The sequence below is a fragment of the Streptomyces sp. genome (assembly GCF_035644915.1).
GTDB lineage: Bacteria > Actinomycetota > Actinomycetes > Streptomycetales > Streptomycetaceae > Streptomyces.
The window spans coordinates 1-15,903 of sequence record NZ_DASQNP010000074.1; the positions used below are offsets into that span (position 1 = coordinate 1).

General features: G+C 74.1%; 13 protein-coding genes and 1 tRNA gene. 6 read left to right on the forward strand and 8 right to left on the reverse strand.

All coding sequences use genetic code 11. The annotated features are described in order from the left end of the window. The coding region (locus VE546_RS08525; RefSeq protein WP_324920279.1) for a PP2C family serine/threonine-protein phosphatase at positions 1 to 958 on the forward strand (958 nt) is incomplete at its 5' end. A gap of 284 nt (positions 959 to 1,242) precedes the next feature. Continuing rightward, positions 1,243 to 2,439 (forward strand): FHA domain-containing protein, encoded by a 1,197-nt coding sequence (locus tag VE546_RS08530; protein WP_324920281.1) that lies wholly within the window; start codon positions 1,243 to 1,245, stop codon positions 2,437 to 2,439. Between the two features lie 34 nt (positions 2,440 to 2,473). Here VE546_RS08530 and VE546_RS08535 read toward each other — a convergent pair whose 3' ends face one another. Beyond that, positions 2,474 to 3,505, reverse strand: coding sequence for a methyltransferase domain-containing protein (locus VE546_RS08535; RefSeq protein WP_324920283.1), 1,032 nt, complete (start codon positions 3,503 to 3,505; stop codon positions 2,474 to 2,476). Between the two features lie 86 nt (positions 3,506 to 3,591). Between VE546_RS08535 and VE546_RS08540 the strand changes: the two genes are divergently transcribed. From VE546_RS08540 to VE546_RS08550, 3 genes are all read left to right on the forward strand, one after another. Then, entirely contained in the window at positions 3,592 to 4,320 is a 729-nt protein-coding gene (locus tag VE546_RS08540; protein WP_324920284.1) for an ABC transporter ATP-binding protein, read from the forward strand. Continuing rightward, positions 4,317 to 5,396, forward strand: a complete 1,080-nt coding sequence (locus VE546_RS08545; protein WP_324920286.1) for an ABC transporter permease — start codon at positions 4,317 to 4,319, stop codon at positions 5,394 to 5,396. Before VE546_RS08540 ends, VE546_RS08545 begins: the two co-directional genes overlap by 4 nt. A gap of 109 nt (positions 5,397 to 5,505) precedes the next feature. Continuing rightward, positions 5,506 to 5,910, forward strand: coding sequence for a globin (locus VE546_RS08550; RefSeq protein WP_324920288.1), 405 nt, complete (start codon positions 5,506 to 5,508; stop codon positions 5,908 to 5,910). A 48-nt stretch (positions 5,911 to 5,958) separates the two neighbouring features. Here VE546_RS08550 and VE546_RS08555 read toward each other — a convergent pair whose 3' ends face one another. From VE546_RS08555 to VE546_RS08585, 7 genes are all read right to left on the reverse strand, one after another. Further along, positions 5,959 to 6,696 (reverse strand): hypothetical protein, encoded by a 738-nt coding sequence (locus VE546_RS08555; protein WP_324920290.1) that lies wholly within the window; start codon positions 6,694 to 6,696, stop codon positions 5,959 to 5,961. Further along, positions 6,693 to 7,142 carry a thioesterase family protein gene (locus VE546_RS08560; RefSeq protein WP_349256449.1) on the reverse strand — a complete coding sequence of 150 codons (450 nt, stop codon included), beginning with the start codon at positions 7,140 to 7,142 and terminating at the stop codon, positions 6,693 to 6,695. The genes VE546_RS08555 and VE546_RS08560 overlap by 4 nt, the downstream gene beginning before the upstream one ends. Before the next feature lie 7 nt (positions 7,143 to 7,149). After that, positions 7,150 to 8,814 (reverse strand): energy-dependent translational throttle protein EttA, encoded by a 1,665-nt coding sequence (gene ettA, locus VE546_RS08565; RefSeq protein ID WP_324920292.1) that lies wholly within the window; start codon positions 8,812 to 8,814, stop codon positions 7,150 to 7,152. Positions 8,815 to 9,065: 251 nt separating this feature from the next. After that, positions 9,066 to 10,505 carry an LAETG motif-containing sortase-dependent surface protein gene (locus VE546_RS08570; RefSeq protein WP_324920293.1) on the reverse strand — a complete coding sequence of 480 codons (1,440 nt, stop codon included), beginning with the start codon at positions 10,503 to 10,505 and terminating at the stop codon, positions 9,066 to 9,068. Between the two features lie 182 nt (positions 10,506 to 10,687). Further along, entirely contained in the window at positions 10,688 to 11,083 is a 396-nt protein-coding gene (locus VE546_RS08575; RefSeq protein WP_324920295.1) for a single-stranded DNA-binding protein, read from the reverse strand. Between the two features lie 198 nt (positions 11,084 to 11,281). Beyond that, complete coding sequence (locus VE546_RS08580; RefSeq protein ID WP_414720431.1) at positions 11,282 to 13,180, reverse strand: GTPase; 1,899 nt, start codon at positions 13,178 to 13,180, stop codon at positions 11,282 to 11,284. Positions 13,181 to 13,185: 5 nt separating this feature from the next. Next, positions 13,186 to 14,814, reverse strand: a complete 1,629-nt coding sequence (locus VE546_RS08585; protein WP_414720430.1) for a dynamin family protein — start codon at positions 14,812 to 14,814, stop codon at positions 13,186 to 13,188. A gap of 302 nt (positions 14,815 to 15,116) precedes the next feature. Here VE546_RS08585 and VE546_RS08590 point away from each other — a divergent pair. After that, a tRNA-Arg gene (locus VE546_RS08590) sits at positions 15,117 to 15,189 on the forward strand. Positions 15,190 to 15,903 lie beyond the last annotated feature (714 nt).

Genomic DNA, 15,903 nt, shown 5'->3' on the forward strand with positions numbered 1-15,903 from the left:
TCCGGCCGACGGTGCCCCGATCCCGCCGCAGGACCCGGCTCCGGAGCCGGAAGCGGAACCGCGGTGCGTCGCCTGTGGCACGGGCGCCGTCGGCCGGGACGGCCACTGCGAGCACTGCGGCCACCTCCAGCCGCGCGAACGCGACCACATGGAGCGCGCGGTGGAGGGGGTGGCGGCGGTCAGCGACCGCGGACTGCGCCACCACCGCAACGAGGACTCCTTCGCGGTCGCGACCGCCACGCTGCCGGACGGCTCGCCGGCCGCGATCGCCGTCGTCTGCGACGGGGTGTCCTCGGCGACCCGCCCCGACGAGGCGTCGGCCGCCGCCGCCGAGGCGGCCTGCGCGTCGCTGCTCGCCTCGCTGCCGCACGGCACCGACCCCCGGCAGGCGATGCACGACGCCCTGGTCGCCGCCTCCGAAGCCGTCAACGCCCTGGCCGCGGAGGAGGAGCCCGACCCGGTCCGGAACGCCCCGGCCTGCACCATCGTCGGCGCGGTGACCGCGGGCGACCTCCTCACCGTCGGCTGGATCGGCGACAGCCGCGCCTACTGGGTGCCCGAGGACCGCTCGGCCCCGGCCGCCCGGCTCACCGAGGACGACTCCTGGGCGGCCCAGATGGTGGCGGCGGGCCTGATGGGCGAGGCCGAGGCGTACGCGGACGCCCGGGCCCACGCCATCACCGGATGGCTGGGCGCGGACGCCTATGAACTCGACCCGCACACCGCCTCGTTCGCCCCGGACCGGCCGGGCGTGGTGGTGGTGTGCACCGACGGGCTGTGGAACTACGCCGAGTCCGCCGAGGAGATGGCCGCCGTGGTCACGTCCGACGCCCGCACCGAACCGCTGCGGTGCGCCCGGCACCTGGTGGGGCACGCGCTGGACGGCGGGGGGCACGACAACGTGACGGTGGCGGTGGTCCCGTTCCCCGCGCCGCCCGGCCGCCCGGCGTCCGGCTGAGCCGCCGCGCCGGGACCGGCCGCGCCCGGAGGCACCCGAACCGCCGGGGGCCTCCGGGCGTCCTGGGGGACGACGCACGCGGAACGCGAGCGCTCGCCGGGTGGTGGACGTGTTCGGCGCGGTGACCGGTACTGTTCCGCTGGAGGCGACGGCCCGCAGCCGGCGGGGCGGCGCCGGGGACGCGGTCCACAGGGCGGTCCGCGTGCCCGGACGACCAACCGAACACCACCGACCGAACGACACGGACGAGCGATACGGAACCGCACGGAGGGGGAAGGACCGACATGCCCACTTGCCCGAACGGCCACCAGTCGGCGGCCGACGACTGGTGCGAGGTGTGCGGCCACCGCATGGCCTCCGCTCCGGGTGCGTCCACCGGTGCCGTCCCGCTCCCCCCTCCGATGTCCGGCCAGGGCGGCGGCTACGGTTACCCCGCTCCGGGAGGCGACTCCACGATGCAGGCGGAGCTGTGTCCGCAGTGCCGCACGCCGCGCGAGGGCCAGGCACCGTTCTGCGAGGAGTGCCGGTACAACTTCCTCACCCGCTCCCCCGGCGGCTTCGCCCCGCCGCCTCCGCCGACCCCGCCGTCCCAGGCGCCCGGCGGCAGCATGGGGCTGCCGCTGCCGCCCGGCTTCCAGCAGCCGGGCCCGCCCGGTCCGCCCCCGCCCGCCCCGCCGCAGCCGGGCCAGCCGCTGGACTACGAGCGCTCCCGGCCGTCGCAGGTGAACCGGCCGGCCGAGCCGCTCGGCCCCGAGCCCCAGGGCCCGCAGCAGCACCACACCCCGCCCCCGCACGGGCAGCAGCCGGACTACGCCCGGTCCGACTACGGCCGGCAGCCCGGCTACGGCTACCCTCCGCCCCCGGCTCCCCAGGCCCCGCAGCCCCCGCAGCCGCAGACCGGCGGGGGCGACGACTGGACGCTGCCGCCGCCGAACCCCGGCCAGCACGGCCAGCACGGCCAGCACAGCCAGCCGGGTTACGGTCAGCAGCCCGGCTACGGCTACCCCCCGCCCCCGCACCAGCAGGGACACCAGCAGTCCCCGCACCAGCAGCAGGGGCAGCCGTACCAGCAGCCCTCGACCTGGATGGTGACGGTCGGGCCGGACCGCGAGTACTTCACGGCGATGATGCGGCGCAGCGGCCCGGAGGCCGCCGGCCTCAGCCTCCCCGCGTACTCGCCCGAGCAGCGGATCCAGCTCACCGGGCCCCAGGTCACCATCGGCCGCCGCCGCCAGTCCACCGGCGAGTCGCCCGACATCGACCTGGCCCGCCCGCCGGAGGACCCGGGGGTCTCGCACCAGCACGCGGTGCTGGTGCAGCAGCCCGACGGGAGCTGGTCCGTGGTCGATCAGGACTCCACCAACGGCACCACCATCAACGGCGCCGAGGAGCCGATCCAGCCGTTCGTGCCGGTCCCGCTCAAGGAGGGCGACCGGGTGCACGTCGGCGCGTGGACCACGATCACCATCTACCGGGGCTGACGCCCGCCCCGGCGCCCGGCGCCCGGCCCGCGGGTCAGCCCGGCGCCGACGGCCAGCGGTCCGGTCCCCGGGGATCGTCCAGCCAGGTCCACTGGCTCCCGCCGTGTACGGTCACGCCGTACCGGGTGCGGTCCGGCCGTCCCGCGCGCCGCCACACCTCGTAGGCCGCCGCCGGGGCCAGGCGGTCCGCGGTCAGCGCCAGCAGGAAACCGAACGACTCGTTGCGCAGCGCGTCGCGCGGCAGGCCCTCCGGGTCGATCCGCGGGCGCGGCGGGGCGGCGCCGCGCAGGGGGACGAAGTAGGCGGGGGTGGCCAGGAAGCGGCCCTCCGCCCGCCCGTCGTCCAGCACGCGCAGGGCGACCAGCCCGGTGGCCATCGGCGCCAGGACGCGCGCCCCGGGCCGGCACTGGGCCGGCCACCCGGGCGGGACGGTGCGCAGCGCGCAGGTGGCGATGATCCGGTCGTACGGCCCCCGCTCCGGGCAGCCGCGGGTCCCGTCCCCGGTGACCACCGCGGGCCGGTGGCCCGCCGCCGCCAGCCGGTCCCGGGCCTCCCGGGTGATCTCCGGGTCCAGGTCCACGGTGGTCACGTGCGCGTCGCCCAGGCGGTGGGCCAGGAGGGCGGCGTTCCAGCCGGTGCCGGTGCCGATCTCCAGGACGTCCATCCCGTCCCGGACCTCCAGGTCCTGGAGCATCATCGCCATCAGCGAGGGCTGGCTGGAGGAGGAGACCGGCTCGCCGTCGTCCAGCCGGGTCGTCAGCGGCGCGTCCTCGTACACGCCCGTCAGCCAGCGCTCCCGCCCCAGCGGGTCGGGGTCGTCGTGGCGGCGGCGCACGTATCCGCCCACCCGCGGCACGTAGTACTGCGGCACGAACAGGTGCCGTGGGGTGGCCTCGAACGCCGCCCGCCAGGCCGGGTCGGTCAGGGCGCCCTCCGCCGCGAGGGTCCGCACCAGCGCCCGCGCCAGTGTCCGGGCCCGTTCCGGGAGGTCCGCGCGCCGGCTCTCCTCCGCGCCCCCGGCACCTCCGGTGTCCTCGATGCCTGCGATGCCGCCTTCGTCCCTCATGCCTCCACTGTGCTTCTCCGGAAGAGATCACGCGAGATCGCTCCGGACTGTTCGGAAGGTGATATTCCGCCATTACGCTCCGCCCCATGACCACTGCCGCGATCACAGTCGAAGGGCTGCGCAAGCGGTACGGGGACGTGCAGGCCGTCGACGGGGTGTCCTTCGCTGTCGAACGCGGCGAGTTCTACGGCATCCTCGGACCGAACGGCGCGGGCAAGACGACCACCCTGGAGATCACCGAGGGCCTGCGCAGGCCCGACGAGGGCGAGGTACGGCTGCTCGGCGAGTCCCCCTTCCCGCGCAACCCGGCACTGCTGCGCCGGATGGGAGTCCAGCTCCAGGCGTCGGCGTTCTTCGAGAAGCTGACCGCCCGCGAGCAGATCCGCACCTTCGCCTCCCTCTACGGCGTCCCCGCCGAGCGCGCCGACGCGATGCTGGAGACCGTCGGCCTGGCGGACAAGGCGGACACCCGCGAGAACCGGCTCTCCGGCGGCCAGGCCCAGCGGCTGTCCATCGCCTGCGCCCTGGTCCACGACCCGGAGCTGGTCTTCCTCGACGAGCCGACCACCGGCCTGGACCCGCAGGCCCGCCGCAACCTGTGGGACCTGCTGCGGGCCATCAACGGCGAGGGCCGCACGGTGGTGCTCACGACGCACTACATGGACGAGGCCGAGACGCTGTGCGACCGGGTCGCGGTGATGGACCACGGCCGCGTCCTGCGCGTGGGCGCCCCCGCCGAGCTGATCGCGGAGCTGGGCGCGGACTCGCTGGAGGACGTCTTCCTCCAGTTGACCGGACGGGAGTACCGCGAGTGACACGAGTGAACACCGAGGCCTTCGTCAGCCTCTCCAGGGCGATGACCCTGGGGATGCTCCGGGACCGGACCGCCGTGTTCTTCATCCTGCTCTTCCCGCTGATGTTCCTGGTCCTCTTCGGCGCGCTCTTCAAGGACGAGTCGACGCCGCGCGCGGAGATCGTCCAGATCGGCCGGGTCGAGGTGCTGGACTCCCTGCCGCCCGGGGCCCGCCGGGAGCTGGGGGACGCCTTGAGCGTGCGGAAGTCCGGCGACCGCGCACGGGCGCTCGAAGAGGTGCGCGCGGGCGACGTGGACGCGGTGGTCTGGCAGGACGGCGACCGGGTGCGGATGCGCTACTCGGCGGCCGACCCGGCACGGGCCGGCACCGTGCGGGCGATCGTCGACTCGCTCGTCCAGCAGGCCAACATCGCGGCCACCGGGCGGCCGCCGGCGTACGAACTGACCGCCGGCCGGGTGGAGGACGAGTCCCTGAAGCCGATCCAGTTCTTCACCCCCGGCATGCTCGGCTGGGCGGTGGCGATGAGCGCGGTCACCGGATCGGCGCTCACCCTGGTCGGCTGGCGCAGGAAGCGCATCCTGCGCAGGCTGTGGCTCGCACCCGTCGGCGCGGGCCCGGTCATCGCCGCCCGCGTCGGGGTGAACGTCGCCCTCGCCCTCGTCCAGACCCTGGTCTTCGTCGGGGTGGCGTCGATCCCGTTCTACGGCCTGGAGCTGACCGGCCACTGGTGGCTGTCCCTGCCGCTGGTCGTCTGCGGCACGCTGGCCTTCATGTCCATCGGCCTGGTCATCGGCGCCTGGGCGAAGACCGAGGAGGCGGCGAACGGGATGGCCCAGACCGTCATCCTGCCGATGGCCTTCCTCTCCGGCTCCTTCTTCCCCCTGGACGGGGCACCCGCCTGGCTGCGGACGGTCTCCGAGGTCTTCCCGCTCAAACACCTCACCGAGGCGGTGCAGGACGTCCTCTCCCGCGGTCAGGGCTGGGACGCCGCCCTGCCCGTCATGGGCGGGCTGCTGCTGTTCGCCGCGGTCATGACGGCGATCGCCGCCCGGCTCTTCCGCTGGGACGACGCGTGAGGCGGGTCACCGCCGGGGCGCCGCCGGGCCACCGTGCCGGGCGGCGCGGCGCCGGGCGGCCTTCCCACGGCCGGGACCGTACGCCGGGGCATCTGCGACCATGGGGTGCGTGATGGAGATTCCGCGCGGCAACGTGCAGACGCAGAGCTTCTTCGAACAGGTCGGGGGCGAGGAGACGTTCCGGCGGCTGGTGCGCCGGTTCTACGAGGGCGTCGCGGAGGACCCGCTGCTGCGGCCGATGTACCCGGAGGAGGACCTCGGCCCGGCCGAGGAGCGGCTGGCGCTGTTCCTGATGCAGTACTGGGGCGGGCCGAAGACGTACAGCGAGCGGCGGGGGCACCCCCGGCTGCGGATGCGGCACATGCCCTTCACCATCGACCGCGCCGCCCACGACGCCTGGCTGCGGCACATGCGGGACGCCGTGGACAGCCTCGGCCTGGAGCCCGAGCACGAACGGCAGTTGTGGGACTACCTGGTCTACGCGGCCGGTTCGATGGTCAACTCACCGGGCTGAGCGCGGTGCCGGTGCCGGTCCCGGCGCCGGCGCCCGCGCTCCTGGATCTCACAGCGGAGTGACGCTCAGGCCCGTGCCGCCGCCCCGGCGCACGGCGATCGAGCCGTACGGGGTGCGCAGCCGCAGCCACGTGCCGGCGGTGAGCACGGCCACCGCGGGCGCCGGGCCGGCCGGCGCCGGTCCGTGCGGTCCGGCCGCGGGGGCCGGGCCGGCCGGCCGCAGCATGCCGAGGGCCTGCGCGGCGTGGACGGCGCGCAGCGGCAGGCCGGTGCCGCCGCCCAGGGGGCGGGACCAGATCTCCTCGGCCAGCGCGTCCAGCGCCTCACGGGTGCGCCCGGCGGGTGGCAGCGCCTCGCTGCGCCGCCGGAACTCGGCGACCACGGCCGCGGCCGTGGCGCGGACCGCCTCGTACGGCAGCTCGCCGACCGTGCGCCAGCCGCCGCGCGGCGGCAGCACCCCGGCCCAGGGCGGGCCGGTCACGGGCCCGGGGACGGACACCGACTCGCCCGCCTCGTCGATCCCCTCCAGCAGTTCCCCGGCCGAGACCGTCGCGTCCAGCGCCACCGGCTCCGGCAGCCGGGCGGTCCGCACGGCCAGCACCTCGAAGCGGGCCGGGCGGGCGAAGACGCCCAGGACGCCGTCGCCGGTCCCCCGCAGCCGTACCGCCGCGTTCTTCTCCCAGCGCAGCAGCCGCCCCAGGAAGACGGCGAGTTCCGCCGCCTCCCCGGGGTCGGCGAACACCAGGCGCGGGTGCCGGGCGGTCGTGCCGCCGCTCGGAGCGCTCATGCGGCGACGGTCCCCGTCGCGCTGTCGTCCAGGTACTCCTTGAGGAACGCCTTCTCCTCGTCGGTGAGCCGGCGGGGCCGCTCCCGCTCCAGGTCGTAGGGGACCACGACCGTCGAGGCCCGGACGTAGACGGTGTCCTCCTCCCCGGCCCGCCGCGCGGGGTCCTTGACCTCGCAGGCGATCGTCAGCGAGGCCGCCCCGATCTTCTCCGCCCACAGCTCGACCGTGACCGGCTCGTGCCGGTGCTTCAGCGGCCGCAGGTAGGCGATCTCGTGCCGGGCCACCACCGAGCCGCCGGTGAAGGCGTCGGAGGCCGCCTGCCGCGCCAGCCGGAACATGAAGTCGATCCGCGCCTCCTCCAGGTAGCGCAGGAAGACGACGTTGTTGACGTGCCCGAAGGCGTCCATGTCCGACCAGCGCAGCGGGCAGGGGAATACGTGCCGCACGTCTCCCTCAGCCCCGGGTCAGCTTCTTGTAGGTGGCGCGGTGCGGACGGGCCGCGTCCGGGCCGAGCCGCTCGATCTTGTTCTTCTCGTACGCCTCGAAGTTGCCCTCGAACCAGAACCACTTGGAGTTGCCCTCGTAGGCGAGGATGTGCGTGGCGATGCGGTCCAGGAACCAGCGGTCGTGGGAGACCACCACGGCGCAGCCGGGGAAGTCCAGCAGCGCGTTCTCCAGCGAGGACAGGGTCTCCACGTCGAGGTCGTTGGTCGGCTCGTCCAGCAGCAGCAGGTTGCCGCCCTGCTTGAGGGTGAGCGCCAGGTTGAGGCGGTTGCGCTCGCCGCCGGAGAGCACCCCGGCCGGCTTCTGCTGGTCCGGGCCCTTGAAGCCGAAGGCGGAGACGTAGGCGCGCGAGGGCATCTCGACCTGGCCGACGTTGATGTAGTCCAGGCCGTCGGAGACGACCTCCCACAGCGTCTTCTTGGGGTCGATGTTCTCGCGGGCCTGGTCGACGTAGGAGATCTTGACCGTGTCGCCGATCCTGATGCTGCCGGAGTCCGGCTGCTCCAGGCCCTGGATCATCTTGAACAGCGTGGTCTTGCCCGCGCCGTTGGGGCCGATGACGCCGACGATGCCGTTGCGCGGCAGGGTGAAGGACAGGTCGTCGATGAGGACCTTGTCGCCGAACGCCTTGGAGAGGTTCTCCACCTCCACCACGACGTTGCCCAGGCGCGGCCCCGGCGGGATCTGGATCTCCTCGAAGTCCAGCTTCCGGGTCTTCTCGGCCTCGGCGGCCATCTCCTCGTAACGCTGCAGTCGCGCCTTGGACTTCGCCTGGCGGCCCTTGGCGTTGGAGCGGACCCACTCCAGCTCCTCCTTGAGGCGCTTCTGGCGCTTGGCGTCCTTCTGGCCCTCGACCTTCAGGCGGGCGGCCTTCTTCTCCAGGTAGGTGGAGTAGTTGCCCTCGTAGGGGTGGGCGCGGCCGCGGTCGAGCTCCAGGATCCACTCGGCGACGTTGTCCAGGAAGTACCGGTCGTGGGTGATGGCCACCACGGTGCCCGGGTACTTCGCCAGGTGCTGCTCCAGCCACTGCACGGACTCGGCGTCCAGGTGGTTGGTGGGCTCGTCCAGCAGCAGCAGGTCGGGCTGCTCCAGCAGCAGCTTGCACAGGGCGACGCGGCGCTTCTCACCGCCGGAGAGGTTGGTGACGGGCCAGTCGCCGGGCGGGCAGCCCAGGGCGTCCATGGCCTGCTCGAGCTGGGCGTCGAGGTCCCACGCGTTCGCGTGGTCGAGCTGCTCCTGGAGCTTGCCCATCTCCTCCATCAGCTCGTCGGTGTACTCGGTCGCCATCTGCTCGGCGATCTCGTTGAACCGGTCGAGCTTCCCCTTGATCTCCGCGACGCCGTCCTGGACGTTCTCCAGCACGGTCTTCGACTCGTCCAGCGGGGGCTCCTGGAGGAGGATGCCGACGCTGTAGCCGGGGCTGAGGAAGGCGTCGCCGTTGGACGGCTGCTCAAGACCGGCCATGATCTTCAGCACCGTGGACTTGCCCGCGCCGTTGGGGCCCACGACACCGATCTTCGCGCCAGGCAGGAAGCTCAGCGTGACGTCGTCGAGAATCACCTTGTCGCCGTGCGCCTTACGCGCCTTGCGCATGGTGTAGATGTACTCAGCCAAGAGAAACCGTCCGGCAATCAGGGAGTGGGCAGATACACCCCATCTTGCCGCACCCGGTCCCGGGGACGAAAACGAGTTGCCGGTCGGCCCGCGTCACGCCCTTGACCTGCGTCTTCGGCGGCCCGGCCGGGTCGGGGGCCGGCGCGGAAGCCCATGAAGCCGACACGGAAAGACCGCGTGCCGCCGCACGGAGTGCGGCGGCACGCGGCCGGGTGGTCAGGGCATCAGGGGATCATGCCCGGACCGGTGGATCAGTCGTCGGCGCCGTTCGCGGCGGGCTTGCGCTTCCGCAGGAAGAAGACCGCCGCACCGCCGACGAGCACCAGGGCCACGGCAACGCCCGCGATGATCGGGGTGTTGCTGCTGGAGCCGGTCTCGGCGAGGTTGCCGTCGGTGTCGCCGCTGTCACCGGTGTCGCCGGTGTCACCGCCGACGGTGGCCGGGCTGGGCTCGGAGGAGGGCTCGGGGCTCTGCCCGCCGCCACCGGTGGTGGTGGCCGCGGTCTCGCAGTCCAGGGTCCCGGTGAAGGTCTCCTTGAAGCCGTTCGGACCGGTGATCGTGATCTCGTACGGCTGGTCCTCCTTGACCGGGACGGTCACGGTCTCGGACCCGCCGGCCGGGATCTCGTAGTCCTTGCCCGCGAGGGAGAAGGAGAACGGCTCGTCACCCTCGTTGGTCGCGGTGACGTCCACGCCGCCCTTGACGCAGTTCTTCTCGGCGGACACGGCCGGGATCGCGCCCTTGGTGGCCCAGTTCGCGGTCGCGGTCGCGGTGACGCTGGAGCCGCTGGAGCCGGCCAGGATCTGGGTCTGGCTCGGGTTGTTCGGGTCGACGCTGGTGAAGGCGCGGCCCACGGAGACCTCGGTGTTGGCCTGCACGGTCAGCGAGGCGCTGCCGTCCGCGGTGCCCTTGGGCACGTCGAAGAAGAGCTGGTCGCCCTCCTTGGCGGTGGTCACCGGGCTGCCGTCCTTGCCGACGATCTTCACGCCCGCGTTCTCGGCCTCCGGGCCGGGCGCGACGGTCACGCTCTGCGCGTTGGTGTGGACGGTGATCGGGCCGAGCTTCTCACCGGCCTTGCCGGAGACGGCGGGCGGGTCGAGCGTGAGCGACGCCTTGGGCTCGGCGAGGTTCTGGGCGCTCTTCTCCAGGTAGTCGGCGAGCTTCTCGGCGTTCGGGTCGGTCGCCTCGACGTTCGCCTTGTCGGAGAAGCGCCAGATCGCGACCTGGGTGCCCGCGGCGGCGGTCTTCTCGGTGAGCTGGTCCGCACCGGCCTTGCCCGCGAGCGCGGCGAGGTCGTTCACCTGCGGGTAGGAGTTCTTCAGGATCCAGAGGATCTTGCCCGCGTCCGCGTTGTCGTGGAGCGAGGACGCGTCCCAGGAGGCTTCCTTGTACCTGGCGTCCTTGCGGGTGCCGGTGTGGATGTCGATGCAGTACGTCTGCAGGGTGCCGCCACCGTCGACGGCCATCTCGAAGAGTCCGGCACCGATCTTCTTGTCCCCGCGGTCGCCGTGGATGACCGCGTAGTCGGAGATCTTCAGGCCGCCCAGGGTGGCGAGCGCGCCACCCGGCTGGGGGATGGCCTCATCGGCGGCGGCAGTCCCCGCGCCGGCTATTGCTCCTGCCGCCAGCAGGCCCGTGGCCACTGCTGCGGCGGCGAAACGGGCAGTACCCCGTCCGCGTACAGAAATCATCGTGTGGTCGTCCCCTCGTCAACCCCCGTGTTCTCAGAGGGGATCGTAAGGAGCAACCGGAACGCGGTCCCCAGAAAAATCAGACGTTACACACTCCGAGTCTGAATCGTTATCAAGGAATGCCCAGGAGTCGGACTTTCTCCGGCATGGCGGTTGTTACCGATCGGCCGCAAGTGGACCGGTCACGGCCCCGCCGCCCGCTCCCGTGCGGCCGGGACGCGGCAGACGCGGACGAACGCCGAGGTGCCGCGCGCCAGGTCGTGGCCGATCGCCGTCGCCTCGATGTCCGCCGACGCCCAGCGCTGCCCCTCCCGTTCGCCCTGGCGCACCCTCAGCCGCCCCCGGACGATGAGCGGTTCGCCGACGGTGACGGACGCCGCCACGTTCTCCGCGAGCGTCCGGAACGCCCACACCGTGTAGAAGCTGGTGTGCGCGTCCGTCCAGCCGCCCCGCTCCCCGTCGTAGCGCCGCACCGTCGTGGCCAGCCGCAGCCGGGCCACCGGATGGCCGGCCGCCGTCGTCCTCGTCTCCACCGCCGACGCGGCGTTGCCCACCACCGTCACCTCGGTCTCGTTCATGCGCCGATCCCCCGTTCGCACCCGTTCGCACCCGTCCGTGCCGCTTCCGTGGCCCCATGCTGCCCGTCCGGGCCGGTCGCCGCCGCGCGCTGTGGAGTACCGCCGGGTTGTGGACGACGCGGCCACCCGCGCGGGTGATGCGGGCGGTCCCGGGCACGCCGGTGCGCCGCCGCGACGGCACACCGGTACGACGGCGTGTCAGGTCCGGTCGGTGCCGCCCGCCGCGATGACGTACTGCTCGCGCACTTCGCGGTACCGCAGCAGTTCGGCCGCCACCGGTTCCAGCACCCACGCCTGGCCCCAGCCGGTGGCCAGCCGCCGCAGCCTGCGCTCCTCCTCCAGTCCGTACGCCCGGGCCGGTCCCCGCGCCGCCAGCCGGCAGCACCAGGCGAGCAGCGGGCCGCCCAGCGCGCCGCCCGCCAGCAGCCCCACCGGCAGCCAGACACCGCCCCTGCCCGGTCCCCCGGCGAACAGGTCCACCAGCAGGTACAGCCCCAGCAACTGGAAGGCCAGCAGCAGCACCTGGCCGAGCGCCACGGCCGTCCACCAGCGCGGGCGCGGCGGCCGGGTCTCCCGTCCCGCGGGCCGCGCGCCGCTCCCGGCGTCCTCCCCCGTCTCCTCCCCGGCCCCGGCGATCGCCTCCTCCAGCGCCTCCGGAAGGCCCTCGGCGCCGCGCCAGGCCGCGTCCCGCACGGACTTCGCCCACGGGCGCGGAAGCCCGGCCGACGCCTCCTCGGCCAGCATCCGCACCGCCTGCGCCAGGACGGGCCGGGCCACCACGGGCGTGTCCGCCGCCTCCTCGTCCGCCTTCGCCGGGTCCACGGCCGCCTCCCCGTGCCCGCGCCGCGCGTCGTACCAGCGCAGCAGCCGGGCCCAGGGGGTGCCGCAGGCGTGCTCGGCGTGCCGCAGCCAGAGGCGTTCGGCGGTCTGTCCGGCCGCCGAGGCGCCCACCGCCGCCGCCAGCCGGTCCTCGAACTCCTCGCGCGCCCGCTCGGTCAGCCCGGCCGGACCGCGAGGGGTGTCGACCATGTAGACCGGGCGCAGCCGGGCGACCGCGCCGTCCACGTCGGCGGACATCCGCAGCTCCGCCGCCCGCCGCCGGGCGGCCAGCGCGCCCAGCGAGCGGCGGAGTTCGTCGATCCCCTCGCCGGTGAGGGCGGACACCGCCAGGACGGTCGCGCCGGGCTCGCCGTGCTCGCCGAGCGCCATGCCGTCCTCGTCCAGTCGCCGCCGCAGGTCGTCCATCACCGTGTCGACGGCGTCGCCGGGCAGCCGGTCGACCTGGTTGAGCACCACGAACGTCACCTCGGCGTGGCCGGCCAGCGGCCGCAGGTAGCGCTCGTGCAGCACGGCGTCCGCGTACTTCTCCGGATCGGTCACCCAGACCACCGCGTCCACCAGCTTCAGCAGCCGGTCGACCTGTTCGCGGTGGCCCGGCGCGGCGGAGTCGTGGTCGGGCAGGTCGATGAGGACGAGCCCGCGCGTCCCGGGGTCGCGCGGCTGCACCCGGCGCCGCGCCCGGGGCGGCACCCCCAGCCGCTCCAGCAGACCGTCGGCGCCCCCGTCCCACTCGGCCTCCCAGACGCAGGCGACCGGCACCGCCGTCGTGGGGCGGCGCACCCCGGTCTCGGAGAGCTGGACGCCGGCGAGCGTGTTGAACAGCGTCGACTTCCCGCTTCCGGTGGACCCGGCGACGGCCACCACGGTGTACGCCCGCGACAGCCGCCGCCTCGCCGCGACCTCCTCCAGGATCCGGCCCGCCTCCCCGAGCACCTCGCCGTCCAGCCGGGTCCGGGAGAGCCCGACCAGCTCCCGCAGCGCGCGCAGCCGCCTGCGCAGCGGGTCCTCCCTCCCGTCGGCGCGGGCCGCCGCCCCGTCCTCCGTCCAGTCCTCCCAGCCGCTCCCCCGCCGGCCGTTCGCGGGCGGCCGGACGTCCGCCCGGACGTCCGCGAACGGCCGGGCGGGGGGCCGTCCGAGCTCCGCGTCCTCCCGCACCCCCGCAGCCGGGAGGATTCCCGCGCCGCCGTCCGTCCGGGCCCGCCGGGCGATCAGCCCGTCGTCCCAGGCCCGGTCACCCGTATGGACCTCCGCGGCCACCGCGGTCACCTCTCCTTCTGCAGTACGGACAGTGCGGCGATCAGGGACACCTGCTGGTCGGGGGTGGCGTCGAGGTCCTCCAGGGGCGCCAGGCGGTAGGCGCGCTCCCCCTTCAGCACCCCCTCCAGGCAGTCCTCCAGCAGCCGCTCGCCCCGCTCGCGCAGGTGGCCGGCGGTGGTCGCCCCCAGCGATTCGGCCAGGGCGTCGCCCGCCCGCCAGGCCCGGCGTCCACCCAGCAGGACGGCCGCGATCAGGGCCGCGACCTCCTCGGCGGACAGCGGGCAGCCGTCGGCGGCGCGCAGCCCCTCCTCGGCCAGTTCCTCGACACGGTGCCGCCAGCGGCGCACGAAGACCCCGACCCGCTCCGTCACCAGCTCGTCGGCGCAGCCGCACTCGGGGGCCCCGGGCTCCCGGCGCCAGGCCTCGGCCGTCTGCTCGTCGGCGTCGCCGACGGCTCCGCGCAGCAGGGCCGACAGGCCGTCGGCGAAGGCGTCGAGCAGTTCGCCGCCGCCGCTGTCCTGCGGGAAGCCGCGCCAGCGGGCGAGGGCCTGGCCCGCCAGCAGCTCCCCGTCCGCGAGCTGCCGACGGACCCGGGCGCCCGCCGCCTCGTACGCGCCGTCGATGTGCCGCATCAGCCGCAGCACGGTGGCGTGCTGGGCCGCGGCGGCGCTCGCCAGGGCGGAGACGCGGGACCGCAGCGAGCTGATGGTGCCGGTGACCGTCCGGCCCGCGGCGACCGTGCGGGCGGCGGGGTCGCGGACCTGGTGGAGCAGCCACTCCCGCAGCTCGGCCACGGCCGTCGCGGGCAGCAGTCCGGAGCCGCCGCGGGCGGATTCGGGCAGCTCGGGGATGGTGAAGTACGGCACGTCGCCGAGCCCGGCGCGCTCCAGCAGGGCGGCGTACTGGCGGGAGACCTCGGCGGTGATCTGGTGGGGCACCCGGTCCAGCACGGTGGCCAGCGTGACGTCGTACTCCCGGGCGGTGCGCAGCAGGTGCCAGGGGACGGCGTCGGCGTACCGGGAGGCGGTGGTGACCAGCAGCCAGATGTCGGCGGCGCAGATCAGTTCGGCGGCCAGTTCGCGGTTGCCGGTCACCAGGGAGTCGATGTCGGGCGAGTCCAGGAGGGCGAGTCCGACGGGTACGGACTCGGCGGTCTCCACGGCGAGCGCGGGCGGGGTCTCCTCGTCGTCCGGACCGTGGTCGTCCTCGGGGGCGCCGGCCGGCTCCTCCCCGACGACGAAGGAGGCGTCCCGCCGGGGCGTCCACACCCGTCTCAGCCGGGGCAGGACGCGTGGTCCGGCGAACCAGTGCTGGTCGGCGGGGTGGCAGACCAGTACGGGCGTGCGGGTCGTGGGCCGCAGCACTCCCGCGTCGCTGACCCGGTGTCCGACGAGGGAATTGACCAGGGTGGACTTCCCGGCACCGGTGGAGCCTCCGACGACGGCGAGCAGCGGCGCCTCGGGGGCGCGCAGCCGCGGCACCAGGTAGTCGTCGAGCTGTGCGAGCAGCTCGGCACGGGAGCGGCGGGCGTGCTCGGCCCCGGGAAGCGGCAGGGGAAAGCGCGCTGCGGCGACACGGTCACGCAGCGTGGTGAGCGCATCGAGCAGTTCGGTCCTGGTTCCCAAGATTCCCACATGCGAAGAATGCCCAATTTCTAATGATTTTTGAAGGGCTTTCGGCCCGGAACAGGCTGTTTTGACCCCTGTGGCCCGCGCAACAACCGTCCCTTAGGGCATAACGAGTGCACAACACCCGCCCTCCAGGGCGCCCAAACCGATGCATGATTCGCACTCGCCTGCGATTATCGGGACCGCTTCACTGAACCTCCACAGGGTGTCGTGGACGTGAAGCAACGGGGAGGAACCACCCGGGCAACTATCCTTGTCGCGGCAAGGTCATTCCGGGGGCGCTCGCCCGTCCGTCCGCGACCGCATCGGCCCCCGTAGCTCAGTGGATAGAGCAGGCGCCTTCTAAGCGCTTGGCCGCAGGTTCGAGTCCTGCCGGGGGCGCAAAACCAGCCTCACCAGCGGAAATGCCGGTGAGGCCTTTCCATGGCCAATCCGTGCGGTGCACAGGGACCGAGCGCCTTCGTCGCGCTTGGCCGCCGGTTCGAGCCCTGCCGGGGGCGGCGGTGGCGCGGGCCGGTGACCGGCCCGCGCCACCGCCGCTCCCCGTTCCCCCGGGCGAGTGAGGGCAGAGGTGGTGGCCGTCACGGTCGAGACGCGCGCCCGGCCTCGAAGGAGAACCGCGCCGGCTCGGGAGAACGGTGGCCGCCGAGTCCGCGTCGGCCGAACGGGCGGACAGGGTCGCCCCGGCCCAACGGAACGGGGGCGTCCCCGAACGTCAGGCCGCGTACCACCCGCTCGCCGACGGCGGGCAGGCACAGGCGCTCGGGCGCGTCGGCCGTCGCCTCCTTCCGCACCGGCGTCAGATCCTCCCGGAGCCGGATCCAGTGGTCGTTGACGCGCTGTCCGGGGACGGCCACGCCGCCGGGAGTGGCGGCCGGTGCGGCGTTGGCCCGGTGTCCCGCCCACGTCCGCCACCGCGGGTGACCGTCCGCATCACGGGTGGTCAGGCGCCTTCCGGGTGCACTCCCGCCAGGAAGTGCTCACGGATTTCCGCGAGAGCCCCGCGTGCCCTGCGGACCGGGCCGACGGGGGATCAGTGCCCACCGGGGCGCCGCGCACCGTGCGGGTCACCTCGAAGGAGGCGCCCCGGCCGAA

What these genes read in the sequence shown, in the direction of transcription:
- VE546_RS08530 (WP_324920281.1), top strand. Translation starts at nt 1,243, where the DNA reads ATGCCCACTTGCCCGAACGGCCACCAGTCGGCGGCCGACGACTGGTGC.
- VE546_RS08535 (WP_324920283.1), bottom strand. Translation starts at nt 3,505, where the DNA reads ATGAGGGACGAAGGCGGCATCGCAGGCATCGAGGACACCGGAGGTGCC.
- VE546_RS08540 (WP_324920284.1), top strand. Translation starts at nt 3,592, where the DNA reads ATGACCACTGCCGCGATCACAGTCGAAGGGCTGCGCAAGCGGTACGGG.
- VE546_RS08555 (WP_324920290.1), bottom strand. Translation starts at nt 6,696, where the DNA reads ATGAGCGCTCCGAGCGGCGGCACGACCGCCCGGCACCCGCGCCTGGTG.
- VE546_RS08570 (WP_324920293.1), bottom strand. Translation starts at nt 10,505, where the DNA reads ATGATTTCTGTACGCGGACGGGGTACTGCCCGTTTCGCCGCCGCAGCA.
- VE546_RS08575 (WP_324920295.1), bottom strand. Translation starts at nt 11,083, where the DNA reads ATGAACGAGACCGAGGTGACGGTGGTGGGCAACGCCGCGTCGGCGGTG.